We start from the raw sequence: 25,490 nt of genomic DNA on the forward strand, positions 1-25,490 counted from the left end.
AGGAATCCCTTTATTTATTTCCTTTTTTGAGTGGAACGAGAACCGGTGAGGCGGCTTACAAGGAATCGTAACTACAGGGCGGCCGCGCCAAACCATCATCTGAAAGGCGTCCCCTCCCTCTTGCGGATCTACGGACTTTACCGTCACAGCCTTATAACAACGTGTTTTTTCGCGTGTTAAAATCCGGTTAACATTCCGGGGGCGGAAGGGGCTGATGTGCAAAGCTCTACCTTCGTAGTAAGTCCGGTCCTTAGGACTGGGCTTACTACGAGGGCAGAACGAGGGCAGAACGAGGGCAGGGCGGTCCTGTCATGGAGATGTTTCATTCGTACGGGAGATGAGGAGCATGTTGATCCAGGCTTGGTATTTTTAATATCAAATGATGAGACGGGTAGTAAAATGATGTGTTTGGGTAAAGAAAACCTAAGATCTTTTCTAATTCCTCGTTGGTTTCGGTATATGTATATCCCGAAGAAATCTCTAAAAACCGATATCAATTTTATTTTTGTCTGGTTATGAACGTAATTTGGGAGGTTGCCTTGTTAGAATATCGGTTGGCCCAGAATCAATCATTATTGGTCTATATCCCATATAATCCTAAAAATAGGTTAGCGAAAGGAGTGTACACTTGAGTATTCTTATTATTTTTGCGCTTTTAAAAGTAAGTACATGAATTTTGATATAGTGTTTGTGTTGCTGGCCCTAATCGGTATGATCGCAGCCTTGGTATGGGATAAGATGCGGCCGGGAATGGTTCTTCTGACAGTGGTCGTATTTTTTCTCTGCGTAGGCATTCTTACTCCCAAGGAGATGCTGGAGGGCTTTAGCAATAAAGGGATGATAACCGTAGCCATGCTCTTCCTTGTCAGTGAGGGAGTGCGGCAGAGCGGGGCTTTAGGCCAATTGATCAAGAAACTGCTTCCCGAGGGGAAGACCACCGTCTTCAAGGCGCAGGCGAGGATGCTCCCGCCCGTGGCTTTCGTGTCGGCGTTCCTGAATAATACGCCGGTGGTGGTTATTTTCGCCCCGATCATCAAGCGATGGGCGGAGGCGGTGAGGCTTCCAGCCACGAAATTCTTGATCCCTCTCTCGTATGTCACGATATTGGGCGGTATATGTACCTTGATAGGTACTTCTACGAATCTGGTGGTGCACGGCATGATTCTGGAGGCGGGATATGAGGGCTTTACGATGTTTGAGCTGGGGAAAGTCGGTATTTTTATCGCTATCGCTGGTATTTTATATTTGTTCGCTTTCTCGAATAAACTGCTTCCGGACTCGAGGACGGATACGGTATCCGAAGACGGGGAGGATGAGAATCCCGGGAATTTCCACCGGGTGGAGGCCGTGCTGGGCGCACGCTTCCCGGGTATCAACAAGACCTTGGGAGAGTTTAACTTTACCCGCCATTACGGGGCGATCGTGAAAGAGGTGAAAAGCGGCGGACAGCGTTTTACCCGTAATCTGGATACGGTGGTATTGCATGAGGGCGATACCTTGGTGCTGTGGGCGGACGATTCTTTTATCCCTACATGGGGTGAGTCTAGTGTCTTCTTGATGTTGGCGAATGGTAATGAGGCAACAGAGCTGGTATCGAAGAAGAAACGTTGGCTGGCTTTAGGACTGTTGATCTTTATGATTACGGGGGCGACGGTAGGAGAGTTGCCAGTCGTGAAAGAGGCCGTTCCTAGTATGCGCTTGGATATGTTCTTCTTTGTCTGCATTACGACAATCATCATGGCGTGGACGAAGCTTTTCCCGCCTAAAAAATACACGAAATACATCTCTTGGGATATCTTGATAACGATCGCTTGCGCTTTCGCTATCAGCAAGGCCATGGAGAATTCCGGCTTTGCCTCCATGATAGCCCGCCATATAATCGGTATGGCCGACAATTTGGGGCCGTATGCGTTGCTGGCGATTCTATTTATTATTACCAATATATTTACGGAGTTGATCACGAATAACGCCGCGGCGGCATTGAGCTTCCCGATCGCTTTGTCGGTGGCTACGCAATTAGGCGTTGATCCGACCCCATTCTTTGTCGTGATCTGTATGGCGGCGTCGGCTAGTTTCAGTACGCCGATCGGCTACCAGACCAACCTGATCGTGCAAGGCGTGGGAGGCTATAAGTTCACGGATTTCGTGAAGGTGGGCCTGCCCTTGAACTTGATCACGTTCTTGATCTCCGTGTTTGTAATACCTATGATATGGAAGTTTTAGAAAATAATATCTATCCGATTTTCGACCGTATGCTGGGTCGTGAGGATAAAGAGGCGCTTCTGGGGCAAAGGGGCGTGATGGTGTGGTTCACGGGTTTGAGTGGCTCGGGGAAAAGCACGATCGCTATCGCCTTGGAGCGTGAGTTGCATAAACGGGGATTGCTTTGCCGCATCCTCGACGGGGATAATATCCGCAGTGGTATCAACAATAATCTCGGGTTCTCGCCGGAGGACCGGGTGGAGAATATACGCCGGATCGCCGAGGTGGGTAAACTGTTTGTCGATACGGGTGTTATAACCATAGCGGCTTTTATCAGCCCGAACAACGAGTTGAGAGAAATGGCGTCCGCTATCATCGGTAAAGCGGATTTCTTGGAGGTTTACGTAAGTACGCCGCTCGCCGAGTGCGAACGCCGTGACGTGAAAGGCCTGTATGCCAAGGCCCGGAAAGGCGAGATCAAGGAGTTTACCGGGGTTTCCGCCCCGTTCGAGGCGCCGGAGCGTCCGGACCTGTCCTTGGATACCTCCGTATTGAGCGTGGAGCAATCCGTGAGCCGGTTGTTGGAGTTGATCGTACCGAAAGTAGAAATTAAACACTGAAAAAAGATATGTCTGATTACAAGTTAAGTCATTTACAGGAGCTGGAGGCTGAGTCTATCCACATCATCCGTGAGGTAGCCGCCGAGTTCGAGAATCCTGTTATGCTTTATTCCATCGGGAAGGATTCTTCCGTGATGGTCCGTTTGGCCGAGAAGGCTTTCGCTCCGGGTAAGGTTCCTTTCCCGTTGATGCACATCGATTCGAAATGGAAGTTTAAGGAGATGATAGAGTTCCGTGATTCTTACGCGAAGAAATTCGGCTGGAACTTGATCGTGGAGTCTAATATGGAGGCTTTCCACGCGGGCGTGGGCCCGTTCACGCATGGAAGCAAGGTGCATACGGACTTGATGAAGACGCAAGCTTTGCTTCATGCCTTGGATAAATATAAGTTCGACGCCGCTTTCGGTGGCGCCCGCCGCGACGAGGAGAAGAGCCGTGCGAAGGAACGTATCTTCTCGTTCCGCGATAAGTTCCATCAATGGGACCCGAAGAACCAGCGCCCGGAGTTGTGGGATATCTATAACGCCCGTGTGCATAAGGGCGAGAGCATCCGTGTATTTCCGCTATCGAACTGGACGGAGCTGGATATCTGGCAATATATCCGTCTGGAGAATATCCCGATCGTTCCCTTGTATTTCGCCAAGGAGCGTCCGTGCGTGGAGATCGACGGTAATTTGATCATGGCGGACGACGACCGCTTGCCGGAGCAATACCGGGACCAGATCCGTATGCGTATGGTCCGTTTCCGTACGTTGGGCTGCTGGCCGCTGACCGGCGCCGTGGAGAGCGAGGCGGATACGATCGAGAAAATCGTGGAGGAGATGATGACTACGACGAAGAGCGAGCGTACGACCCGTGTGATCGACTTCGATCAAGACGCTAGTATGGAGCAGAAGAAACGGGAAGGGTATTTTTAACACAGAAGAGACATGGCAGATACAAAATTAAATATAAAGGAATTCCTAGATAAGGACGAGCAGAAGGACCTGCTGAGATTCTTGACCGCAGGCTCGGTGGATGATGGTAAATCGACCTTGATAGGTCGATTGCTGTTTGATAGTAAGAAAATATACGAGGATCAGTTGGATGCCTTGGAGCGTGACAGCAAGCGTATGGGCAACGCCGGCGAGCATATCGACTACGCTTTGTTGCTGGATGGCTTGAAGGCCGAGCGTGAGCAAGGTATCACGATCGATGTGGCTTACCGTTATTTCAGCACGAACAACCGTAAGTTCATCATCGCCGACACCCCGGGGCACGAGCAGTACACCCGGAATATGATCACGGGTGGTTCCACGGCGAATCTGGCGATCATCTTGGTGGATGCCCGCACGGGCGTGATCACGCAAACCTGCCGTCACACCTATCTGGTATCTTTGCTGGGGATCAAGCATGTGGTACTGGCCGTGAATAAGATGGACTTGGTGGACTTCGACAAGGATACGTTCGACCGGATCGTGGCGGATTATAAACGTTTCGTGGAGCCGCTGGATATCCCGGATATCACGTATATCCCCTTGTCGGCCTTGGATGGCGATAACGTGGTGGAGAAGAGTGATCGCACGCCTTGGTATGAGGGTACGTCTTTATTGGATTATCTGGAGAACGTGCCTATCGACTTGGATCGTAATTACGAGGACTTCCGTTATCCGGTGCAATACGTGTTGCGCCCGAATCTGGATTTTCGTGGGTTTAGCGGCAAGGTGGCCAGCGGTATCGTGCGTAAGGGAGATACGGTGATGGCGTTGCCTTCCGGGAAGACCTCGAAGGTAAAGAGCATCGTCACCTACGAGGGGGAGTTGGAGCAGGCTTTCCCGCCTCAATGTATTACGATCACCTTGGAGGACGAGATCGATATCTCCCGTGGGGAGATGCTGGTGCACCCGGATAACTTGCCGATCCGCGACCGTAATTTCGAGGCTATGTTGGTGTGGATGGATGAGGAAGCCATGGATGTGAACAAGCAGTTCTACATCAAGCAGACCACTCATACGACACGTGCCCGTGTGGATAGTATCCGCTATAAGGTGAACGTGAACACGATGGAGCAATCTTCCGTGGATCATCTGGAGCTGAACGAGATCGGCCGTGTGGTATTTACTACCGGCAAGGAGTTGTTCTTCGATCCGTATAGGAGGAATAAGCAGACCGGCTCGTTTATCTTGATCGATCCGATTACGAATAATACGTCCGCCGTGGGTATGATCATCGACCGTGTGGACGCTAAAGATATGGTGACGGAAGACGCTTTGGCTACCTTGAACCTCCCGGAGATGGGAATCGGAGAGGAGCACTATGAGGCGATCCGTAAGGTTTGTGAGGAGTTGGGCCGGCAGGGCGTATCTGTGAAATGTATAACGGAAAAACGATAGGATATGGGATTGTTGGAGTTTGATAAGCTACCGATCAATACGTTGGTCGGGGCGGATTGGGATACGTTCAGGAAGGTGACGGCCCGGCAGCAGATAGACAAGGGCTTTAAGGGTAAGTATCGCCTTACGACCGGTGTTTGCCGCCTGTTGAGCGCCTTGAAGCCGATCGAGGATAGCCGGTTCAAGAAATTGGCCGATAAGCCGCTTGAGATGGACCCCTTGTTTATCTTGGGGCATTGGCGGAGTGGTACGACTTTTGTTCATAATATCTTCGCCTGCGATAAGCATTTCGGTTATACCACGACGTACCAGACGGTATTCCCGCACCTGATGCTCTGGGGGCAGCCTTTCTTCAAGAAGAACATGGCTTTCTTGATGCCGGATAAGCGTCCGACCGATAATATGGAGTTGAAGGTGGATCTTCCGCAAGAGGAGGAGTTCGCCTTGTCGAACATGATGCCTTATACATATTATAATTTCTGGTTCTTCCCGAAACGCTGGATGGAGTATTGCGATCGTTACTTATTGTTTAACGATATCACGGAGGAGGAGCGGCGGATCTTCATGGATACTTTCATGCGTCTGGTTAAGGTTTCCCTCTGGAATACGAACGGTACGCAGTATTTGAGCAAGAACCCACCGCATACGGGGCGTGTGAAGACATTGCTGGAGATGTTCCCGAACGCTAAGTTCATCTACTTGAAGCGAAATCCGTATACGGTATTCGAGAGTACCCGCAGTTTCTTTACGAATACGATCCAGCCATTGCGTTTGCAGGATATCACGAACGAGCAGATCGAGGCGAACTTCATCGAGGTATATCGCCGTCTTTTCTATAAGTACGAGGAAGAGAAGCACCTGATACCGGAAGGCAATCTGGTGGAAGTGAAGTTCGAGGATTTCGAGAAAGACGCTTTCGCCATGACGGAAAATATCTACGGGACATTAAACTTACCCGGCTTTAAGGAGTCTAAGGCGGATATAGAGAAGTATCTGGGCAAGAAGAAGGGCTACAAGAAGAACCAATACAAGTACGAGGATCGTACGGTCCGGCTTGTAGAGGAAAATTGGGGCATGGCCTTGAAGGAATGGGGCTATAGCTTATAAATAAAGGGTTAGATAGGTATTAAATTGATAGAGGGATGGGTTTGAGTTTAAGAAAGAAAGCGTTATTTTTGGCAATCGCTTGTATGCCTCTGTCCGTGGTTCTCGCGGACGGGGATGGGGTGACATCGGAGAATGTGGTGCCCTTCGCTTATGGAGACATGGATAATTGGATTGTCCGTGAGATTCATGAGTCTGGCATTATCGGGGGAAATACGAAATGGCTTTATGAGCTGGGACCCTCGGATACGATTGTCGGTAATACGGCGTTTCGTAATATGGGCGGTTCTCCGTGGGCTACTTCCAACGTGATGGCGAAAGTGGCGGGAGTGGTGAAAACCAATACGTCTGTTTTCCCGGAGAAACGGGGGGATGGGATGTGCGCCCGCATGGAGACCCGTTATGAGAGCGTGAAGGTTTTCGGTTTGGTGGATATCGAGGTGATCGCCGCCGGCTCCGTTTTTTTGGGTACGGTGCATGAGCCGATCAAGGGAACAAAAAACCCTCAAGCGATGTTACAATCAGGAGTGCCTTTCTCCAAGAAGCCGAAAGCGTTGCGGTTTGATTATAAGGTGAAAGCCGCTCCCGAGAAGAATCGGGTACGTAGTACGGGATTCAGCCGTAAGAGTACGGTGGCCGGGCAGGATTCCTTGGCGGTGATCTTGTTGTTGCAGAAACGATGGGAAGACGCGGAAGGGAATGTTTATTCCAAGCGGGTCGGTACGATGGTGCAACGCTATACGGAATCTACCCCTGATTGGGTAAATGACGCTACTTACCCGATCCTTTATGGAAATATAACATCCAAACCCGAATATAAACCGTATATGCGTATACAAGTAGAGGAACGTTATACGTTAAATAGTAAAGGAAAAAGCGTTCCTATCCAAGAGGTAGGCTGGGCGGAGCCGGGCGAGGCACCTACGCATATGGTGTTGCAGTTCACCTCCAGCCACGGAGGAGCCTATATCGGCTCTCCGGGAAATACGTTTTGGATAGACAACGTAGAATTAATATACTAATATGGTCGAAGCAAAGATAAAAGCCCTGCGTGATGAGCTGGAGCGGCATAATTATAATTATTATGTGCTTTCGGCACCGACAATATCAGACTTTGAGTTTGATAAGATGATGAAAGAGTTGCAGGAACTGGAGACGGCGCATCCCGAGTTCGCCGATCCGGATTCCCCGACTCGGCGAGTGGGGAGCGACCTCTCGAAAGAGTTTGAGCAAGTGGTACATAAATATCCGATGCTTTCGTTGGGTAATACGTACTCCGAAGATGAGATCCGTGATTTTTATGATCGTACGACCCGCTCCTTGAATGAGCCTTTCGAGATTGTGGCGGAACTTAAATATGATGGCACTTCTATCTCTTTGACCTATGAGAAAGGACGCTTGACGCGTGCCGTGACCCGTGGCGACGGTACTCGTGGTGATGACGTGACGGCGAATATCAAGACCATCCGTTCGGTTCCATTAAGACTCCGGGGTTCTGATTTTCCGGAGGAGTTCGAGATCCGTGGCGAGGTATTGCTGCCTTGGGCGGAGTTCGATCGCTTGAATAAGGAGCGGGAGGAGCAGGAGGAACCCTTGTTCGCCAATCCTCGCAATGCCGCTTCCGGTACGTTGAAACAGCAGAACCCGGCTATCGTGGCCTCCCGTAAGCTGGATGCTTATTTCTATTATTTATTGGGTGAGAACCTGCCGGCCGAAGGGCATTATGAGAATTTGCAGGCGGCTCGCGCATGGGGTTTTAAGATTCCGGACGTGATCCGCAAATGCCAGAGCCTACAGGATATATTCGATTATATCGCTTATTGGGATGTGGAACGTAAGAACCTGCCCGTGGCGACGGATGGAATCGTGTTGAAGGTAAACTCGCTTCGTCAGCAGAGGAACTTAGGTTTTACGTCGAAAAGCCCTCGCTGGGCGATCGCTTATAAGTTTCAGGCGGAGCGTGCCGAGACTCGCTTGAACTCGGTCTCTTTCCAAGTGGGACGGACGGGGACGGTCACTCCGGTGGCAAACCTCGAGCCTGTATTGTTGGCGGGGACGGTGGTGAAGCGGGCTTCCTTGCATAATGCCGATATTATCGAGGGGCTTGACTTGCATATCGGCGACCAAGTGTATGTGGAGAAAGGCGGGGAGATCATCCCGAAGATCGTGGGAGTGAATGTGGAGGCTCGTTCGATGCTGATGGGGGATAAGGTCCGCTTTATCCGTGTGTGTCCGGAGTGCGGGACTCCTTTGGTGCGTCCGGAGGGAGAGGCGGCGCATTACTGCCCGAACGAGTCGGGCTGTCCTCCTCAGATCAAGGGGCGTATAGAGCATTTCGTGACCCGGAAGGCGATGAATATCAATATAGGCCCGGAAACGGTGGAGGATTTGTACAACGCCGGTTATGTAAAAGACTCGGCGGACTTATATACGTTGACGGTTGCCGATTTATTGCGTCTGGAACGGTGGGCGGAGAAGAGCGCCCAGAATCTGATGTCGAGTCTGGAGGAATCCAAGCAAGTTCCTTTTGAGAGGGTCTTGTTCGGTCTGGGGATTCGTTTCGTGGGAGAGACGGTCGCTAAACGCTTGGCCTCGGCTTTCCATTCGATCGAGGCATTGGAGCAGGCGTCCTTAGAGGATTTGGTAGCCGTGGACGAGATCGGCGAGCGGATCGCCCAGAGTGTATTGAGTTATTTCTCGGACGAGAAGAACCGTACGTTGGTGAACCGATTAAAGGAACAGGGCTTGCGGATGGCGGTTTCCGAGGAGCAATTGGCGAATCGTTCCGAGAAGTTGAAAGGATTGACGATCGTGATCAGCGGGACATTTTCCAAGCATTCACGTGACGAGTATAAGGCGATGATTGAGCAACATGGCGGCAAGAATAGCGGTTCCGTCTCAGGGAAGACCGATTATATCCTTGCCGGCGAGAATATGGGACCGGCCAAGCTGGAGAAAGCGGCGAAGCTGGGTGTGAAGATTATCAACGAGGATGCGTTTTTAAATATGCTGGAATAAATGTTCACCAATTATTTTATCAAGAAGAAGATACAGGCTTTAGCGTCGGACGCCGGGGGACGTCCGCATCGTTCCCTTTCCTTGGATGAGGCACGTTCGCTTTTGGTCTTGTATAATATAGAGGATCACGAGGACGTCATGAGGGCCTTAGAGCCTTTGCGCAAGGCGAAGAAGGACATCAAGACGTGTGTATATGTGCCATCCGGAGGAACGGACATTCCTTTCGACGACTCCAATATTCCTGTACATTCAAAGAACGATCTCAACGCGTGGGGATTCCCTTCCGATGGTATCTTGAAAAAGGTGGGCGCTCTCAAGGCGGATATCTTGATCGATATCACCCGGCCGGGTTGTTATGCCTTGCAATACATCGCTCTCCGGCATCCATCCGCCTTCAAGGTCGGGATTAAGTATCCGGGCCAAGAATGGTACGACTTAGGCTTGACTGTAACAGATAAGGACGATATTCCGTATTTATTCGGACAGATATTATTTTATTTGCGTTCCATCCGTGCTAAATGATATAAATTCCTTATTTTTGCAGTGCTAAATAACAAAAAGGAATATTTTCCCCATGGCGGACATAAATTTAAAAGGAATGGGTGTGGCGTTGATCACGCCATTCAAGGAAGATGAGAGTGTAGACTACGAGGCGTTGGGCAAGCTGGTGGATTATCAGGTGCAGAACGGTACGGATTATTTGGTGGTGCTGGGAACTACAGCGGAAACCCCTACACTTACGGAAGAAGAAAAGAAAAACATTATAAACTTGGTAGTGACTCGTGTACGGGGTCGTATCCCTATCGTATTAGGTGTGGGAGGTAATTGTACACGGTCGGTTGTCGAGAAGTTGAAGACCGATAATTTCGAGGGTATAGACGCTATTCTCTCGGTCGTACCTTATTATAATAAACCTTCCCAAGAAGGAATTTACCAGCATTACAAGGCGATTGCCAACGCTACTCATTTACCGATCGTACTCTATAATGTACCGGGGCGTACGGGTGTGAACATGACGGCCGAGACTACGCTTCGTATCGCCCGTGAGTTCGACAATGTGATTGCTGTGAAAGAAGCTTCCGGCAATATCACCCAAATGGATGATATCATCAAGAACAAGCCGGCCCGTTTCAACGTGATCTCCGGTGACGATGGCATTACTTTCCCTTTGATGACGTTGGGTGCGGTGGGAGTGATCTCTGTGATCGGTAACGCCTTCCCTCGTGAGTTTAGCCGTATGGTACGTTTGGCCTTGGCAGGTGATTATGATAGCGCCCGTACGATTCATCATAGCTTCACGGAGCTGTTCAGCCTGTTGTTCGTGGATGGGAATCCGGCCGGCGTGAAGAGTATGCTGAATATGATGGGATTTATCGAGAACAGGCTTCGTCTGCCTCTGGTCCCTACACGTATCGTTACGTATGAGAAGATCCGTGAGGTTCTGCGACAGTTGAGCATTAAGTGCTGATCCGCTTTTAACGGCAACGATTCTTTCCATAGTACTTCCTTGAAAGTACTCAAGTAACCATAATAAGAGTACCGTAGTACTTCCTCGAAAGTACTGCGGTACTTTCATTATAGTACTATAGCGATACCCCAACTTCTCATACCGATACTTCAACGTTGATTTCGCTCACCTGCGTGCCGATGATGGTCTCCTTTATTCCTAAAGCGTACGATCGCTGGTTCTTTCGCTGCTCTGGCTGTGTCCCACGCAAGCCTTGAAGCGGGTGGAAGGATATTACCGACCTTGGACCGTATATTGGTTAGTAAGGTGAGAGTGCCGGATTTTAAGACGTGGTTTACGTCATGATAGGTTCTTTTTCAAAGTGAAGAAAAAAGTAACCCCTTTTCCCGGACTGCTCTTCGCGGATATTTGTCCTTTATGGAAATTAACCCCGTTTTTAACGATGGATAATCCTAATCCGGTTCCTCCGATCTTACGGCTGCGTCCCTTGTCGACCCGGTAGAAACGTTCGAATATGCGATTGATATGTTCTTCCGGGATACCCACTCCATTATCGGAGAAGCTAAAGTAATAATATTTAGGATCTTCTTTATAGCAGTTGACGGAAATCTTTATGTTTTCTCCCGCATAAGCGATCGCGTTGTCATATAGATTCCGGAATATGGAATAGAGTAGGGAGTTATTCCCGACCACGGTCGGATCTCCCGGAAGGATAATTTCCGATGTGATGTGTTTTTCTTCCATATCTTGTGAGCATTCTTTTTGTATCTCGGCGATAAGCTTCGTGATATTTACTTCCGTGAGGTCGAACATCTTGGATGCCTCGTCAAGTCTGTTTAATACGGAAATATCTCGTAATAATCCTGTAAGGCGGGTACTTTGGGAATAACAACGTTCCAAGAAAAATTGACGTTTGTCCGGACTCAAATCTGGGTTGGATAGGATTGTTTCCAAATACCCTTGAATGCTGCTGACCGGTGTTTTCAGCTCGTGAGAGACGTTCTGCGTAAGCTGTCGTTTCATCCGGCTTTCTTCTTCTTGACGGGATATATCATTGATGGAAATCTCATAACTATTATCGAGAAATAAAATACATTCGATCAAGAATATTTTACCGTTCTTGTCAATAGTCACGGACTCTCTTAATACTTTCTTTTTCCGATTCAGATTCCGGATATTCTTATTTAAGAAGGTACGGATTGGTTCTAATTCGGCTATATCAGTAACGTCTTCCACTTGGTGGATCTGGGTGTCGGATATGACATTTATGAATTGGATGAATAGGATGTTAGAGAGAATCTCCCGCCCTTCACTTGTAAACATGGCGAAGCCTTCCTTGGAATATTGGAAATGTTTGATAAGCTTTTCCCGTTCCATGGATAACTCGTTTTTCGCTTTCTGTTGCCGATGGTATAAGGTTACGATATTCTGTGAGATATCACCTAGTTCATCATTCGGGAAAACATAATCGACCGCAGGCATTCGGCCTTTTTCTACGTTTAATGCGAAATCCCTTAGTTTGGATATTGTTTTACCTATGCTGAAAGTAAAACGGGAAAGTACAAAGAAGAAAATCAAGGTCATCAATGCCATGAAATAAATGAAGTCCTTGTTTACCGTCAATATCCCTCTTACATATGGGTCGTAGGGCAGGGCTGAGCGGTAAATATAACCTCCTATATTCGATGCCGAATAGAAATACCTTTTTCCCGTAGATTCCGAGGAACGGATAGCGAATCCTTCATTGTATAACCGGGCTTTGCGTACCTCGCTCCGGTCGTTATGGTTATTAAACTCGTCCGTCCCGCTATTATCAAATAGTACGTCGCCGGACGGATCTATAATGCTTACCCGCAAATCCTTTTGAGGGATATCGTCCATGAAACTTATTACGGTCTGGTTGATGTCCGTACTTTGTTGGCATTTACGGAATAATTGATAATTATAGTTACTCAACACATTGTTCAACTTTTCTTGTGCGAACTCCCTTTCCCGCTGATATTGGAATAGCAGGAAACAGACCGTAAAGCCCAAGAACATAAAAAAGACCGACCAGAAAAGCCGTTGGCTAAACGGTATCCGGTGTCTTTTCTCACCATCTATCTTTACCATGATTCAGCGACAATATTAGCCTTCAAAACAATAACCGAAACCTAAGCGAGTTACGATGTTCTTTCCATAAGGACCTATTTTCTTACGTAACCGGGTGATGTTGACATCGATGGTACGGTCTAGAACATATACCTCGTCTTTCCAGATGCGAGACAGTATTTCCTCTCTGGAGAAGACGTTCCCTTTATTTTCCAATAGAAGTTTTAGTATCTCAAACTCTTTTTTGGTCAATGGAACTTCCACCCCGTCTACCGTAGCCTTGATACGTTTTGTATCAAGGGCTAGTGTCTCATACTCGAGTTTCTCGATCTCTTTTTCTTTTGATCGTTCGGAAGTTCTTCTTAGCACGGCCTTAACACGCGCTATCACTTGGCGGATGGAGAAAGGCTTGGAGATATAGTCGTCCGCCCCGAGATTGAACCCTGTGAGCATATCGTTCTCCGTATCTTTGGCCGTGAGGAAGATGATAGGGGTATTGGCCGTCTTCTCATCTTGTCGCAGGATACGTACCATCTTGAAACCGGAGATTTCTCCCATCATGACATCCAATAACAATAAATTGTAAACGGTCAGATCCTTTTTCAATGCCTCTTCCGCACTATAGGCGGTATCTACTTCATAACCTTCTATTTCTAAGTTGAATTTAAGGATCTCACACAAATCCTCTTCATCATCCACTACAAGAATACGAGTTGTTGCCATAAGCTGTTCTGTTTTTAAAAGAGGGCCTTACAGCTCTCCATATACAAATATAATTTCTTTTTGGCAAAGAACGGATATTCTTATTTCGGAGAAATGAAATATATGTTACATTGCTGTTAAGATCGCTCGGTCGTGGAGAGTACGTACGATACAAGTTTCTCTTGCGAGCTTATTGTGCGGAATTTTACTTGGGGTCCATGCATTCCGGCCTACAGAAACGGATGGTTAAATGAAAGAACCGTGTGGTCTAGAAGATATTTTACAATACAAATTCTCTAACAAATAAAATATTATGTATCTTTGCCGCATGACAAAGACATTTAAATCGGATTTGGTTTTGTAAACAATCTGTACTTTTCATACAGATTGTTCCTTCGTTTGTTCTCGGATAACTCCTTTCGAGAAAAATTTTTCATTGTTAAAATTTTAGTTTAATCCGCATACGATGATGAAAGCCTTGTAAGGCTTTCATCATCGTATGTAAAATATCGTAAAAAAATGAATACTGAAAATAAAACAATTCACGATTTCGAACTTGATTTAATTTGCGACTTTTTCTCCAATATGGAACGGCAAGGACCCGGAAGCCCTGAAGTGACATTAAGAGCGTTGAGTTTTATAGATAACCTCACCGATAAAATCTGTAATAGCCGATATCGGTTGTGGAACGGGTGGCCAAACAATGGTATTGGCTCAACATGTACGGGGACAGATTACCGGACTAGACTTTCTTCCCGATTTTATTAATATCTTTAATCGTAACGCAAGGAAGTTAGGCTTACAAGATAGGGTAGAAGGTATTGTCGGTTCGATGGATAGTCTTCCTTTTCAAAATGAGGAATTAGATCTGATTTGGTCGGAAGGAGCCATTTATAATATCGGCTTTGAACGGGGATTGAACGAGTGGCGTAAGTATTTGAAGACAGAAGGATATATTGCTGTTTCCGAAAGTTCGTGGTTCACGGACGAACGTCCTAAGGAAATCAATGACTTCTGGATAGATGTATATCCTGAGATAGATACGATTCCCAATCAAGTAGCCAAGATACATAAAGCAGGTTATCTTCCTGTCGCTACATTTATATTACCGGAAAATTGCTGGACAGAACATTACCTTGCCTCAAAGATCGAAGCCCAGAAGATTTTTCTTGATAAATATGAGGGAAATCAAATCGCCGAGGAATTCTGTGCGCTTCAATCTGTTGAGGACCAGCTATATCACAAGTATAAGGCTTTTTATGGCTATGTGTTTTTCATCGCAAAAAAGATAAATCCTTTTCAAAACTTGTAGACGAGGTGAAAAAGTATAAGATGAATTTCTAATCTTTAATAAAGTAGTGTGGGCATTCTAGGTAAAGAATGCCTACACTTTTCATTTATCCTTGTTGTTGAATAACTATTTAGAAAGGGATTTGACTATCCTTATTAGTTGATTAAGTTAAGGAGATAAATTTCGGATACTGTATTTGTCATGTTAAATTAAAATTTTGTATAAACAAAAGGGCGACAATGTCTGTTTAAAACAACAAACAGATGATTTTATTTATTAATCTAAATTAAGATATATGATACCGAAAGTGGAGATAGAAGCAGGCAAGGCGAATTTAATTTGTGAGATTTTAGGCGTTAATGATTTGCGGGACATTAACTTGCTTGATGAGTACCGTGATATATTTATAAAATCACAAAAAATTGCATATGAGAAAGAATCTGTTAATGATATGAATTGTACAGATTGAATTCTTTGATAGAGAGATTCTAGCTTATTTTATAGGATGGGAAATATATTGTTTACTAGTATATTATAGTTTTATTATGTTTCTTTGTTAGAAAACTATAGTTTGTTCGGCAGAAGACGATACACAAGTGACAAAAATTTATATACCAATAAAATGATTTAGTATGGAAGCGAAATTTTGCCAAAGTTGCGGTATGCCGCTACAAAAGAATGAGGAATATTGTTGCTATTGTTATAAGGACGGAGCCTTCACGATGAACTGTACGATAAGTTTCCGTAAAAAGCGTTTATCTGTGCTTCGGCCTGCCGGATTAGTTTCATCGGAATGCGGGGTTTCTTCTCGAAGAAGTCCATTTCTATTTGAATGGAATTTTTCTTAATGGAGCGGCTCCAATTGCCTATTATCTTTCCGTTGTACAAGATAACCGGATAGAAGGTGCCGAATCGGTTGAACGCTTTTGGATGATGTTCTAGTGGCAATACGTCCGTGCGGTTTTTGTAACTGATCAAGTATTCATCGAAGGCGGGGAGGAGACGCAGGACAGGTTCGCTCTCATTTTTTCCTTTCCATGATTGGTGGATGAAATATTCACGGGAATCGAACGTCTCGGTCATTAACTCCGTTTTGATCAGATTGATAGCGATCCTACACTCGGTAGCGGTTAACCCAGACCACCAAACAAAATCCTGCAATTGGGCCGGGGAGTGGCTTTGAAAATATCTGGATGCCAATCTCGCCAGAGCCTCTTCCCTGCAAAGCTCACGAGTAGGAGGGACACGTTCGTCCAATAAGGCGTAAGTCGTTTTCTTTCCTTTATCGATCCCGCTACAGACGATACCTTCCACCTCACCCCATGTAAGGAAAAGGTTTGCGTGATCCTTGGTGGGCAAAATCCCGGATTTTTGCAATTCCGCCGTTACTTCTTGTTTGGTCAGGCTTTTGTATCCTTCCAGTATCTTTCCGATCTGATCTAGGCATCTTGTGAATAGCGTTTTTTCTGTCTTCCCAAAATGTCCCTTGGCGTACGACATAACGGCAGCCTTGATACGCTTGGAAGATAGCATAAGCATCCAACGGATATCCTCGGCGGGCACGAAATGCCAAGTAGGACGCATCACATGGGTACGTAGAATATCACCTTTGTACAAAGCCTCATCTACCGTTTCAAGGGAAGAGGATCTCAAGCGAATACCGATCGCCCATTTGGCCATCTCATACTCCTGCGCTTGGATAGCGCCCATCCAAGAGACCAACTCTTTCGGGGTCTCAAATCGGGGTTGTTCCAATTGTTGGCTAGCTACTCGTATATGTGTTATCATAATATATGAATATAAACGCAAATGTACGAAATAAAGCGTTAAACATCCCATAATCTTGAAGATATACTCATTCTTTTTGTACCTTCACGCTAGAAACAATTAGTGAAGTTTATGACGATAGCGTATTTAAATGTGGCTACTGACCGGCAACACTTGGATATTCAAAGGAAAGAGATCTCTTCTTTTGCCGCAGCCAAGGATATCCATGTGGATAAATGGGTCATGGAAGTATCCGGAGAGAAAGCGAAACAACCGGGGCCAAAGTTAAAACTTGTTCTCGAACGCTTGAAGAAAGGGGATGCCTTGATCGTTTCGGATATTACCCGTTTGTGTCTTACCTTATATGAGTTGATGGGGATACTTACCGTTTGCATGGAGAAGGATGTGACGGTCTATTGTATAAACGACCGTTATATATTCGATGACCGGATGGATCGCCAGTTGATGATTAATGTATTCAAGCAAGTAGACGAGATTGATCACAGTCTGGTTTCCATACGTACAAAAGATGCTTTGGAACAGGTGAAAAGTACGGGAAAGCGGTTGGGACGTCCTAAAGGCTCGGAATCTAAGTTGTTCTTCTTAGACGCCCATAAGGGGGAGATCATGAACATGTTAGAGCGGGGAGAATCGGTAGGATCGATTTGCGAGCATTTCAACGTCTCTAAGAATACTTTTTATAAGTATAGGAAGAAATTCTTCAGATCGTAAGGATTGGTTTTAATACCAATCCTTTCGTTTCATATATAGCCAAGTCAATACTCCGGTAGCTATCATGATGGCCCAAGCGATGAAATAACCGTAACGCCAATCCAATTCCGGCATCATCTTGAAGTTCATACCCCATACGCCCACCAAGAATGTCAAAGGGATGAAAAGGGTGGAGACAATCGTCAACCGCTTCATGATGGCATTCATCCTGAAATCGTTATTGGATATATAAAGATCGACAAGGGAAGAGGTGATTTCCCGGCAGCTTTCTGTTGTTTGGATAACGAATTGGAGTTGGTCTTGCAGGTCATTATAGATCGGTAGGATATCCGGAGTGATAATCCCGTTCTCTGTTCGTAATAGTTTTGAGAATTGATCTTTCAGCGGTTGGCTATTCTTACGGATAATCATGTACTCATGGCGGTGTTGTTGGATCAGGGAACCCATATTTCCCTGATCGTTTTTAGGATCGAGCAAGGTCTCTTCTATATCCTCTAGTATCTCTTCCACTTTTGAGACCGATTCTACTAAATTCGCTATGATCGTGTTTAGAAGGAAAGCGAGTAGCAATCCACTGCCTTTTTTTCGGATGTTCAGCATGTTGGATAGTAGTGCTTTATGGACGGCCTCGAATACGGGGTTGTTGCTTTCCGTGAAAGTGATAACCGTATTGTTCGCTACCAGTATGCTGATGTGTTCGGACCGCATCTCATTATTGATATCGTAATAGCAGGAGTTTAATACGATAAGCATTCGTCCTTTGTATTCCTCCACTTTAACCACATGTTGGGGAGTCAGGATATCCTTAGCGTCCAGATTGTGCAGGCCGAAATCTTTTACGATACGGGTAATGGCATCCGCATTGGTCAATCCGCTAACCTCGAACCAATTGATCTGATTTGGATCGGTTAGTTTGCTGAAAGAGGTGTCGGTTATCCGCACCTCTTTCGTATGCAAAGATTGTTCGTTGTATTGCGTGAGACGGATGCCGGTTGCTGTCTCATGTTCACCGGCGTAATAATACTTGTCCGACAAATGCCGGTTGGATATATGTCTTTTCTTGTGTGTATATTCATACCGCCTCATAATAGGGATCTCTTTTTAATCAAACTCAACAACGGTGATGCCGGCACCTCCGAACTGCACATGTTCGTCTTGAAAACGACGGACACCGGGAACCGTGCGCAGATAATCCCGGATTAGCTGACGTAAGATACCTGTACCAGTTCCATGTAAAATGCGAACCTTACCTGCCCCGACTTGAATGGCATCATCGATAAAATAGGTCACGCTTTGCAATGCCTCATCACCCCTCATTCCTCTAACATCGATTTCTTGCTTAAAGTTTATCTTCTTCTCATGCATATTGTCAGTGGTCTGGGAGCTGACGAACGTGCTTTTCTGGATTTCCCGTTTGATCTGGCTTTTACTAACCTTCTCCAACTGCTCCAGTTTAACCGTACTTTTGATCATCCCGAATGCTACTACGGCCTGTTTTCCTTGTAGTTCCATAACGGTTCCGGCAGAAACCTGCCCTTTTAGGCGTACATTGTCGCCGACCTCTATCACCTCTTTATTAAATATCGGTCGGGCCGCCACTTTTTGTTTCTGTTTTTTCCGTTCGTTCCGTTCCTTGAGCTTGGCCATCTTGCGTGCGATCTTATCGTCCTCTTCTTCGGTCGCCATGACGGAGTTCTTAAACTCTTCCAAAGCTTTGCGAGCCAATTTGGTCTGTTCTTTTTCCGCTTGGGCCTCCTTGATCTCACGGACGGTATTCTCGATTTTGGCGTTAGCTTCCGCTAGAATACGTTGGGCCTCAGCCTTTGCCTCTCGGATGATCTCTTTACGTTGCTTGTTTACGGCTTCCAGATCTTGTTCGTAACGGGAAGTGACATCTTCCAGTTTTTTCTCCTGCTGACGGATATTCTGCCGTTTGCTTTCCCAGTACCGTTTATCGCGTACGATATCTTGCAAGTATTTGTCCATATTGATATAATCCGCTCCGACGTTCGCGGAAGCGTCGGCTATTACGTCCTCGGGCAGACCGATCTTGCGTGCGATCTCTACGGCGAACGAGCTACCCGGGTTTCCGATAGAAAGCTTGAACAAGGGCTGCATCAAATGGCGGTCGTACAACATGGCACCGTTTACGATACCCTCCGTATCCTCGGCGAAATGCTTCAAATTTTGGTAGTGGGTCGTGATTACGCCAAAGCTATGGTTCCGGTTGAAGCGATCCAATAAAGCCTCGGCGATAGCGCCGCCAATCTGGGGTTCCGTACCGCTACCGAACTCATCGATTAGGATAATGGTTCGCTCGTTACAATTCTTCACGAAATACTTCATGTTGGTAAGGTGGGAACTGTAGGTACTCAAATCGTTCTCGATGCTTTGCTCATCACCGATATCAATGAATATATGCTCAAAGATCCCGGTTCTTGATCGCTCATGCAAAGGGATCAATAAACCACATTGCAACATGTATTGAAGTAATCCGACCGTTTTCAGGCAAACGGATTTACCACCGGCGTTCGGACCGGATATGATCAAGATCCGTTTTTTCTCGGTCAACTCGATGTCGAGGGGAATAACCTGCTTGCCTTGTTTCTGTAAAGACAGGAATAAGAGCGGGTGCACAGCACGTGCCCAATCCATTTGTCGCTTATCCTCTACGATTGGCTTGATCGCTTTGACTTGCTCCGCAAATAACGCTTTCGCACGAATGAAGTCAATGTCGGCAAGAAACTCGTATGATTGCAGGATATCCGGAGCTAAAGGACGGATCACATTCGTGAATTCCGTCAGTATCTTAATGATTTCCCGGCGTTCTTCCCCTTCCAGTTCCCGGATGCGGTTATTCGCTTCCACGACCACCTCCGGCTCTATAAAGACCGTCTTGCCACTGGCGGACTCATCATGTACGATACCTTTTATCTTTCGTTTGAAGGCCGGGGCTACCGGGATCATCAAACGGCCGTCGCGCATGGTCGGTGTCACGTCCTTATCGACAACCCCGTCCGATTGCGCCGCACGGAGGATGGATTGCAGGCTGCGGGAAATACCGCTCATCGTGATCGTCATTTCCCTGCGGATTTGCGATAGGGTGGAGGAAGCGCTGTCCTTGACCTTGCCGAATTTATCGAGGATACTATCGATCTTTCCAATCAATTGGGGGAAGACAAAGATATCTCCCGCCAATTCAGTCAAGGCCGGATATTTGATTTCCTCATCGTCCATGGGCTTGAAGAAGCGTACGATGTCATTGATCGTTTGCAGGGAACGTTTGAGGTCGAACAACTCCCGTTCATCCAGCCAAGTACCTTCCGGCCGAATCCGTTTCAAGGAATAGCGCACGTCGAAGAAATAACTGGCGGGGAATTCCGTGTCTCCGTGTAGGATACGGATAAACTCGTCGGTTTGTTCCAACCGCTTGGACACGACCTCGAAATCGGCGGAGAATCCCATCTCCGCTACCCGCTCTTCTCCGAGCGGGCTTAAGCATTTTTCTGTGATTAAGTGACGGATCTTATCAAATCCCGTCTTTTGTTCAAAATTTTGTGGATATATCACGTGTTTGTAAAATCTTTATTTGATCTCTACCGTCACTTCGGTGCGAATGGTAGGACGGATAATTACTTCTAATTTTGTCTTGCCACGCTTTATATTAAATGTACAGGCGTTGTTGCCGGACGGATTAATATAAGGGGCGAAATAGTATAAATAAGAAAATGCCGGCAAGTAATCGGAGCTTTGAGACGCATCCGCTATTTGGGGATATTTGAATACGTCCCAGAACATGCAATACTTGAAACCGTTCGCGTCCGTAAACATCGTCTTCGGATCACGATATTGCATCGTGTTCGTGATAAAGCGTTTGTAGGCGGATGAGAACTCCTCTGCCGAATGATCCATCTTATGATGGCCGATCTTTTCTATAATGTCACGAGGGCGGATGCCTGCCGCATAAGCGGGAGAATTCTGATCTACGTCAACCACCTGATCCAATTTATCGATATCGTAACTGATACCCGTATAATTATAGGTCTTCTTGCTTACCTTGAACGGTACGTTACGTCCGTATTTCGTGTATGGATATTGCATACACATCAACGGGACATGCACCTGGGCGTATTCGTCCAAACGATAAGAGTCTTCCAGCAACTCGTTCGCCTCACATTCCCAAAGTACACGTCCGGGGATCTCTTTTTGATCGATGATACGGATACCGAATTGCAACAGATATTCGGCTTCCGCTTCGGCGGCGGCGTAATTCAAGAACGGGAATTTCTCCATCTTGCTGTGCGAGAAATTGTACCGGTAAGTCGGTTCTTTTTTTACTAACACTTTATTCGCTCCCAGATAGTTTGGGTTTTTGTCGAAAAAGTAGAAAGTCTGTATCAATAGATCCGGCTTTGCGATATCAACTGTAAGTCCTTTTTTGGTCAACTCGTTCTCGATGCATTCGTTGATGACCGTTTCCAGTTTACGGTTATTTTCGTCGATGGTCGAGAAGGCGAATGTATTGAAGTCGCCGAAATCTACGCCGTCGGATGTGACGGTAGTCTTGAACGGGCATACGAATTCTTGCTCATTGGTAGTCTCCAAGCTATACATCGAATAGGCGGACGCCAGCTGATCTTCCGTGATGGCGTTACTTTTCTTGCAATCCTTCTTTACCAATATTTGTTTAGAAGGAGAGGAAAGGTTGCTGATGGTCAATAGGACATCGTTTCTTCCGGAGGGATTCAGCAGTTGGGGGATCTCATCGACAGAAATCTCTGTCACAGGTACTCCGTTGATCTCCTCGATCACGTCATATTTCTTAATACCTGCTTGCTCGGCGGATGAATAAGGGATGACACTTTTAATGACCGGCTTGTTATTTCCCCAGTTCTTGCTCTGGCTGATATCGTATGTGAAACCTAGTCGGCAGATGGATACATTCCTGTTTTGGGCGGAAACCGTACAGACCGCTAATACTAATAGCAACGTTGACAAAATCACACTTCTCATCATATTCTGGAATTTTATTTACTCTAAAAAACTGTTTCGTTTAAAACATAGGCAAAGGTAAAGATATTTTTGATGTGGTGGAATAGTTGGCAATATATTTGCTGCTATAATAGTGTATGAACTTGATATGGATGCTGTGTATATACCTTTTAACGGTGTTTATATGGTGTCGTATTTCGCTTACAATTAATTAGTAATGAAAAAAATCAGATAGATTATGAGCAAGATGAATCCGAACGAGAAAGACGAAAACGCTTCAAAAAACGAAAACGTGAATAATGAGGAAGCGACAAATTTGCAGGAGGAACGGTCAAACGCGGCAGATGAAACTGCTGGCTCTGACAATGTGTCGGGCGAACTGGAAGCCTTGCAAAAGAAATATAATGAGTTAAACGATTCCCACCTGCGTTTGATGGCGGAGTTTGACAATTACCGTAAACGTACGATGCGTGAGAAGGCCGATTTGATCAAGACTGGCGGTGAGGGTGTGTTAAAGAACCTTCTTCCTATCATCGACGATATCGAGCGTGCTTTGCAGAACGTCCGCACGGCTGAGGATGTGGAGGCCGTTAAAGAAGGTGTGGACTTGATTTTCGGTAAGTTCATGGGGTATCTGTCTCAGCAGGGCGTGAAGCCGATCGAGGCCGTAGGCAAGCCGTTCAACACGGAGGAGTTTGAGGCTATCGCTACGATTCCCGCTCCGGAGCCAGACATGAAGGGCAAGGTGTTGGATTGTGTACAAACTGGATATACCTTATTTGACAAGGTAATCCGTCACGCTAAAGTAGTAGTGGGAGAATAATCGGAATATCGGCAAATAACAAATACAAGGATGGCTAAAAGGGATTACTATGAAGTGCTGGGCGTTGAGAAGAATGCTTCGGCGGATGAGATAAAGAAAGCGTACCGCAAGAAGGCGATACAGTTCCACCCGGATAAGAACCCGGGCGATAAGCAAGCGGAGGAGAACTTTAAGGAGGCGGCTGAGGCATACGACGTGTTGAGCGATCCGCAAAAGCGTCAGCGTTATGATCAATTCGGCCATGCGGGTGTCGGCGGGGCTTCACAAGGTGGCGGCTTCGGTGGCGGAATGTCCATGGAAGATATCTTCTCCCAGTTCGGCGACATCTTTGGTGGACATTTTGGCGGTTTCGGCGGCTTCGGTGGTTTCGGCGGTTCTCGTGGAGGACGCCGGGTGAACCGTGGATCGGACTTGCGTGTGAAGGTGAAGCTGAACCTGAAAGAGATCGCTAACGGCGTGGAAAAGAAGATCAAGGTAAAGAAGTATGTGCCTTGTTCGCATTGCCACGGTAGCGGGGCGGAAGGCTCGGAGGGTGTGAAGACGTGTGATACGTGTAAAGGTAGCGGTGTCGTTACCCGTATCGCCAACACGATCCTTGGGCAGATGCAGACGCAGACGACTTGTCCTACTTGTGGTGGCGAGGGCAAGATCGTTGTCAAGAAATGTACGGAGTGTAACGGTGAGGGCGTCGTTCGCGACGATGAGATTATCACGATCAATATCCCTGCCGGTGTAGCCGAGGGCATGCAGCTCTCCATGAATGGTAAAGGCAACGCCGCACGACATGGTGGAATCAACGGCGACTTATTGATCCTTATCGAGGAGGAACCTCATCCGGAGTTGATTCGTGATGAGAACGATCTGTTATACAACCTCCTGCTGAGTGTTCCGCAAGCAGCCTTGGGAGCCACGGTAGAGGTTCCGACCATTGACGGGAAGGCGAAATTGAAGATCGAGCCGGGTACGCAGCCGGGTAAGGTGCTTCGTTTGCGTAATAAAGGACTTCCTTCCGTCAATAGTTATGGTACGGGCGATCTGTTGGTGAACGTGAGCGTATATATCCCCGAGACTTTGTCGTCTACGGAGAAAGAGACGTTGAACGGATTGGAGAATTCGCCGAATTTCCAGCCTAATAAGACGATGAAAGAGAAAATCTTCAGTAAGTTTAAGCACTTCTTTGATTAACGAATAGAAAAGACTACTGTGTTCGTGTGAGAACACTATAGTATTCGTGGATAAACACAGTAGTGTTTGGAAATGAATACTATAGTGTTTATCACCGGAATACGGTAGTCTTTTTTCATAAGTTATAAAATGAATCTCCTATGAGAGTGTATATCCGTGGAGGAGATAAAGGAAAAAACGGCTTACAGGCGGTGAGCGTGCTTCTTGTATAAGCGGAAAAAGAAGTCCTATAGGGCGATATCTTGCCATTCGCCCTTCACAAGCTCGCGGGTAGACTTGAAGCCGGCTTGTTTCAGCAACTCGAAAGCCGCCCTCCGGCCGTCGTTCACCAAATCCGGATAATGGCAATCGGAGTTCACCATGACAGGGATATTCATTTCCCGCAGCCGTGATAGGTATTCCGCACGGGGGTAAAGCTCTTTTTTCTTGGTCCAGTTCTTGGTGTTGACCTCGACCATCAATCCTTTCTCCTTAACCAGATCCAGGCAAGCCTCAAAGGGCTTCCGATACCAATCTTCATCAAAATTGAAGATCTCGTATTTCTGCCCGTTCATATAGATCTTGTCCATATGTCCTACGATATCAATGCCTCCGGCCTCTATCATTTTCATCGTGGAATCGAAATAACGCTTGACAAGCAACCGGACATCTCCCTCGAAATGCCGCTCCACGGAGTGGGCGTATTCCCTGAATGAGCCGTCTATACAGACCATGTTCTCTTCGACCAGGTGCTCTGATACGGGCAGGAAGTGGATGGAACCGATCCGGTAGTCCAAAGGCAACTCTTGGAAATAGGGGATCGAGGCGTTATAGGTCTCGTCCAGATAATCAATCTCCAGGCCGGCATATATTTCCAGTTTATCGCTGTATTTCTGTTTCAGCCGTTTTATCTCTTGCAGATACTCCGGCATATCGTCTTTAGACATATTCCAGAAGGTCTCGAACGGAAGCGGTGAGTGGGAGGAAAAACCGTACGCACGGAACCCGTGTGTTATGGCGAATCTCACGAAATCCTCCGGAATACTTCTTCCATCACAAAAAGTACAATGACTATGGTAGTTACTGAGTTGCATGATTGTTCTTAGTGATTAAAAAGCCACATCCAGATCGTCTTGCCCGGATG

The 25,490-nt window shown here is 46.7% G+C and carries 20 protein-coding genes and 2 pseudogenes; 15 read left to right on the forward strand and 7 right to left on the reverse strand.

Annotated features, from left to right (window positions below; genetic code table 11):
* Positions 1-669 precede the first annotated feature (669 nt).
* Genes E5342_RS04225 through dapA form a run of 9 tightly spaced genes read left to right on the forward strand, consistent with a single transcriptional unit; the run spans position 670 to position 10,784 of the window.
* Positions 670-2,223 (forward strand): SLC13 family permease, encoded by a 1,554-nt coding sequence (locus E5342_RS04225; protein WP_135958885.1) that lies wholly within the window; start codon positions 670-672, stop codon positions 2,221-2,223.
* On the forward strand, positions 2,211-2,822 hold the full coding sequence (gene cysC / locus E5342_RS04230; RefSeq protein ID WP_057316959.1) for an adenylyl-sulfate kinase: 612 nt from the start codon (positions 2,211-2,213) through the stop codon (positions 2,820-2,822). The genes E5342_RS04225 and cysC overlap by 13 nt, the downstream gene beginning before the upstream one ends.
* A gap of 8 nt (positions 2,823-2,830) precedes the next feature.
* Positions 2,831-3,739, forward strand: a complete 909-nt coding sequence (gene cysD / locus E5342_RS04235) for a sulfate adenylyltransferase subunit CysD (RefSeq protein ID WP_005857432.1) — start codon at positions 2,831-2,833, stop codon at positions 3,737-3,739.
* Positions 3,740-3,751: 12 nt separating this feature from the next.
* Complete coding sequence (gene cysN / locus E5342_RS04240; RefSeq protein WP_005857430.1) at positions 3,752-5,194, forward strand: sulfate adenylyltransferase subunit CysN; 1,443 nt, start codon at positions 3,752-3,754, stop codon at positions 5,192-5,194.
* Positions 5,195-5,197: 3 nt separating this feature from the next.
* A complete protein-coding gene (locus E5342_RS04245) occupies positions 5,198-6,301 on the forward strand; it encodes a sulfotransferase family protein (RefSeq protein ID WP_022191973.1) in 1,104 nt (367 codons plus the stop codon).
* A 35-nt stretch (positions 6,302-6,336) separates the two neighbouring features.
* Complete coding sequence (locus E5342_RS04250) at positions 6,337-7,320, forward strand: PCMD domain-containing protein (RefSeq protein ID WP_008772341.1); 984 nt, start codon at positions 6,337-6,339, stop codon at positions 7,318-7,320.
* Between the two features lies 1 nt (position 7,321).
* The gene (ligA, locus tag E5342_RS04255) at positions 7,322-9,316 is read left to right on the forward strand and encodes an NAD-dependent DNA ligase LigA (RefSeq protein ID WP_121734666.1); all 1,995 of its coding nucleotides are present in this window, start codon (positions 7,322-7,324) and stop codon (positions 9,314-9,316) included.
* Positions 9,317-9,838, forward strand: coding sequence for a DUF6913 domain-containing protein (locus tag E5342_RS04260; protein WP_121734665.1), 522 nt, complete (start codon positions 9,317-9,319; stop codon positions 9,836-9,838).
* A gap of 52 nt (positions 9,839-9,890) precedes the next feature.
* Positions 9,891-10,784, forward strand: a complete 894-nt coding sequence (dapA, locus tag E5342_RS04265; RefSeq protein WP_121734664.1) for a 4-hydroxy-tetrahydrodipicolinate synthase — start codon at positions 9,891-9,893, stop codon at positions 10,782-10,784.
* Between the two features lie 339 nt (positions 10,785-11,123).
* On the opposite strand, the gene E5342_RS04270 is transcribed toward dapA, so the two are convergent.
* The gene (locus tag E5342_RS04270) at positions 11,124-12,896 is read right to left on the reverse strand and encodes a sensor histidine kinase (protein WP_135958886.1); all 1,773 of its coding nucleotides are present in this window, start codon (positions 12,894-12,896) and stop codon (positions 11,124-11,126) included.
* A gap of 15 nt (positions 12,897-12,911) precedes the next feature.
* Positions 12,912-13,598: a response regulator transcription factor gene (locus E5342_RS04275; protein WP_135958887.1), complete on the reverse strand. Its 687-nt coding sequence runs from the start codon at positions 13,596-13,598 to the stop codon at positions 12,912-12,914.
* 498 nt (positions 13,599-14,096) lie between these two features.
* On the opposite strand from E5342_RS04275, the pseudogene E5342_RS04280 reads away from it, so the two are divergent.
* The 3 genes and pseudogenes from E5342_RS04280 to E5342_RS04285 all read left to right on the forward strand — a co-directional run.
* A pseudogene (locus tag E5342_RS04280) lies at positions 14,097-14,889 on the forward strand (class I SAM-dependent methyltransferase).
* A gap of 274 nt (positions 14,890-15,163) precedes the next feature.
* The gene (locus E5342_RS19285) at positions 15,164-15,337 is read left to right on the forward strand and encodes a hypothetical protein (protein ID WP_168354448.1); all 174 of its coding nucleotides are present in this window, start codon (positions 15,164-15,166) and stop codon (positions 15,335-15,337) included.
* Between the two features lie 163 nt (positions 15,338-15,500).
* Positions 15,501-15,605 (forward strand): annotated as a pseudogene (locus E5342_RS04285) (zinc ribbon domain-containing protein); the annotation flags it as partial.
* Here E5342_RS04285 and E5342_RS04290 read toward each other — a convergent pair.
* Positions 15,586-16,656, reverse strand: coding sequence for a winged helix DNA-binding domain-containing protein (locus E5342_RS04290; protein WP_135958888.1), 1,071 nt, complete (start codon positions 16,654-16,656; stop codon positions 15,586-15,588). The pseudogene E5342_RS04285 and the gene E5342_RS04290 sit on opposite strands and share 20 nt — an antisense overlap.
* 111 nt (positions 16,657-16,767) lie before the next feature.
* On the opposite strand from E5342_RS04290, the gene E5342_RS04295 reads away from it, so the two are divergent.
* The gene (locus E5342_RS04295; RefSeq protein ID WP_121734661.1) at positions 16,768-17,367 is read left to right on the forward strand and encodes a recombinase family protein; all 600 of its coding nucleotides are present in this window, start codon (positions 16,768-16,770) and stop codon (positions 17,365-17,367) included.
* Between the two features lie 9 nt (positions 17,368-17,376).
* On the opposite strand, the gene corA is transcribed toward E5342_RS04295, so the two are convergent.
* From corA to E5342_RS04310, 3 genes are read right to left on the reverse strand one after another with little or no spacing between them, the layout of a single operon-like run.
* A complete protein-coding gene (corA, locus tag E5342_RS04300) occupies positions 17,377-18,453 on the reverse strand; it encodes a magnesium/cobalt transporter CorA (RefSeq protein ID WP_121734660.1) in 1,077 nt (358 codons plus the stop codon).
* A gap of 15 nt (positions 18,454-18,468) precedes the next feature.
* Positions 18,469-20,937: an endonuclease MutS2 gene (locus tag E5342_RS04305; RefSeq protein ID WP_121734659.1), complete on the reverse strand. Its 2,469-nt coding sequence runs from the start codon at positions 20,935-20,937 to the stop codon at positions 18,469-18,471.
* Between the two features lie 15 nt (positions 20,938-20,952).
* Positions 20,953-22,383: a DUF4136 domain-containing protein gene (locus E5342_RS04310; protein ID WP_121734658.1), complete on the reverse strand. Its 1,431-nt coding sequence runs from the start codon at positions 22,381-22,383 to the stop codon at positions 20,953-20,955.
* Between the two features lie 214 nt (positions 22,384-22,597).
* Between E5342_RS04310 and E5342_RS04315 the strand changes: the two genes are divergently transcribed.
* The gene (locus E5342_RS04315) at positions 22,598-23,182 is read left to right on the forward strand and encodes a nucleotide exchange factor GrpE (protein ID WP_121734657.1); all 585 of its coding nucleotides are present in this window, start codon (positions 22,598-22,600) and stop codon (positions 23,180-23,182) included.
* Positions 23,183-23,212: 30 nt separating this feature from the next.
* A complete protein-coding gene (gene dnaJ / locus E5342_RS04320) occupies positions 23,213-24,367 on the forward strand; it encodes a molecular chaperone DnaJ (protein ID WP_121734656.1) in 1,155 nt (384 codons plus the stop codon).
* A gap of 227 nt (positions 24,368-24,594) precedes the next feature.
* Here the strand turns inward: dnaJ and E5342_RS04325 are convergent, their stop codons facing one another.
* Positions 24,595-25,440, reverse strand: a complete 846-nt coding sequence (locus E5342_RS04325; protein ID WP_135958889.1) for a histidinol-phosphatase — start codon at positions 25,438-25,440, stop codon at positions 24,595-24,597.
* Positions 25,441-25,490 lie beyond the last annotated feature (50 nt).

It is taken from the genome of Parabacteroides distasonis (assembly GCF_004793765.1).
In the GTDB taxonomy this organism is placed as follows: Bacteria; Bacteroidota; Bacteroidia; order Bacteroidales; family Tannerellaceae; genus Parabacteroides; species Parabacteroides distasonis_A.

Excerpts from the sequence above, each read along its gene's own strand:
- E5342_RS04225 (WP_135958885.1), top strand. The coding sequence starts at position 670 with ATGAATTTTGATATAGTGTTTGTGTTGCTGGCCCTAATCGGTATGATC.
- cysC (WP_057316959.1), top strand. The coding sequence starts at position 2,211 with ATGGAAGTTTTAGAAAATAATATCTATCCGATTTTCGACCGTATGCTG.
- cysD (WP_005857432.1), top strand. The coding sequence starts at position 2,831 with ATGTCTGATTACAAGTTAAGTCATTTACAGGAGCTGGAGGCTGAGTCT.
- cysN (WP_005857430.1), top strand. The coding sequence starts at position 3,752 with ATGGCAGATACAAAATTAAATATAAAGGAATTCCTAGATAAGGACGAG.
- E5342_RS04245 (WP_022191973.1), top strand. The coding sequence starts at position 5,198 with ATGGGATTGTTGGAGTTTGATAAGCTACCGATCAATACGTTGGTCGGG.
- E5342_RS04250 (WP_008772341.1), top strand. The coding sequence starts at position 6,337 with ATGGGTTTGAGTTTAAGAAAGAAAGCGTTATTTTTGGCAATCGCTTGT.
- ligA (WP_121734666.1), top strand. The coding sequence starts at position 7,322 with ATGGTCGAAGCAAAGATAAAAGCCCTGCGTGATGAGCTGGAGCGGCAT.
- E5342_RS04260 (WP_121734665.1), top strand. The coding sequence starts at position 9,317 with ATGTTCACCAATTATTTTATCAAGAAGAAGATACAGGCTTTAGCGTCG.
- dapA (WP_121734664.1), top strand. The coding sequence starts at position 9,891 with ATGGCGGACATAAATTTAAAAGGAATGGGTGTGGCGTTGATCACGCCA.
- E5342_RS04270 (WP_135958886.1), bottom strand. The coding sequence starts at position 12,896 with ATGGTAAAGATAGATGGTGAGAAAAGACACCGGATACCGTTTAGCCAA.
- E5342_RS04275 (WP_135958887.1), bottom strand. The coding sequence starts at position 13,598 with ATGGCAACAACTCGTATTCTTGTAGTGGATGATGAAGAGGATTTGTGT.
- E5342_RS19285 (WP_168354448.1), top strand. The coding sequence starts at position 15,164 with ATGATACCGAAAGTGGAGATAGAAGCAGGCAAGGCGAATTTAATTTGT.
- E5342_RS04290 (WP_135958888.1), bottom strand. The coding sequence starts at position 16,656 with ATGATAACACATATACGAGTAGCTAGCCAACAATTGGAACAACCCCGA.
- E5342_RS04295 (WP_121734661.1), top strand. The coding sequence starts at position 16,768 with ATGACGATAGCGTATTTAAATGTGGCTACTGACCGGCAACACTTGGAT.
- corA (WP_121734660.1), bottom strand. The coding sequence starts at position 18,453 with ATGAGGCGGTATGAATATACACACAAGAAAAGACATATATCCAACCGG.
- E5342_RS04310 (WP_121734658.1), bottom strand. The coding sequence starts at position 22,383 with ATGATGAGAAGTGTGATTTTGTCAACGTTGCTATTAGTATTAGCGGTC.
- E5342_RS04315 (WP_121734657.1), top strand. The coding sequence starts at position 22,598 with ATGAGCAAGATGAATCCGAACGAGAAAGACGAAAACGCTTCAAAAAAC.
- dnaJ (WP_121734656.1), top strand. The coding sequence starts at position 23,213 with ATGGCTAAAAGGGATTACTATGAAGTGCTGGGCGTTGAGAAGAATGCT.
- E5342_RS04325 (WP_135958889.1), bottom strand. The coding sequence starts at position 25,440 with ATGCAACTCAGTAACTACCATAGTCATTGTACTTTTTGTGATGGAAGA.